The sequence below is a fragment of the Roseibium sp. RKSG952 genome (assembly GCF_009711355.1).
Map to the genome: position 1 here is coordinate 435,762 of NZ_SMMF01000962.1, position 638 is coordinate 436,399.

The window sequence follows — 638 nt, forward strand, 5'->3', positions numbered from 1 at the left end:
AACCTGATTGCCCTGGTTCTGCTGAGCCCTGTCGTTTTCAAACTGACGAAAGAGTTCTTTGCCAGCAACGGACAGTCCGAAGAGCCGGGCGGTACCGCAGCAGAGTAATCGACGGAATTGAAATTGCCGGGGGACTGATCTGGCCCCCCGGCTTCCTGAAACCGAATTCCATTTCTCGAGGAGAGACGTGATGGCCAACAAGATTCTTTTGCCCATTGACCACACCGAGGACCGTTCCTGGAAGCAAGCCCTGCCGGTCGCATTGGAACAAGCGAAGTTTTACGGCGCCGAGCTGCATGTGGTGTCCGTTATCCCCGAGATCATCCAGCTGCCAAACCTGCCCGCCAACTATGGCGCAGGCGCCAAAGATCATGTGCGCCAGGCGGTTCAGGCCATTCTGGATCAGAACAATGCCTCCGATGTGCCGGTGCATATAGAAGAAGGCAGTGTTTACCGCGAAATCCTGAAGCTCGCCCATAAGGACGGCTTCGATCTGATCGTCATGGCATCGACCAAAGGCGATTTCCCGAACTATGAGATTGGTCCGAACCTCGCCCGTGTCGTGCGCAACGCGCATTGCACCGTCATGGTCGTTCGTGACCAGTCTCGCTAAAAGAGAGGTTTATGAGATGCCTGGT

General features: G+C 55.5%; 1 protein-coding gene. It reads left to right on the top strand.

The features are described from left to right. The first annotated feature begins 190 nt into the window (after positions 1 to 190). Positions 191 to 613: a universal stress protein gene (locus E1297_RS46115; RefSeq protein ID WP_155150495.1), complete on the top strand. Its 423-nt coding sequence runs from the start codon at positions 191 to 193 to the stop codon at positions 611 to 613. Positions 614 to 638: the final 25 nt, after the last annotated feature.

Excerpts from the sequence above, each read along its gene's own strand:
- E1297_RS46115 (WP_155150495.1), top strand. The coding sequence starts at position 191 with ATGGCCAACAAGATTCTTTTGCCCATTGACCACACCGAGGACCGTTCC.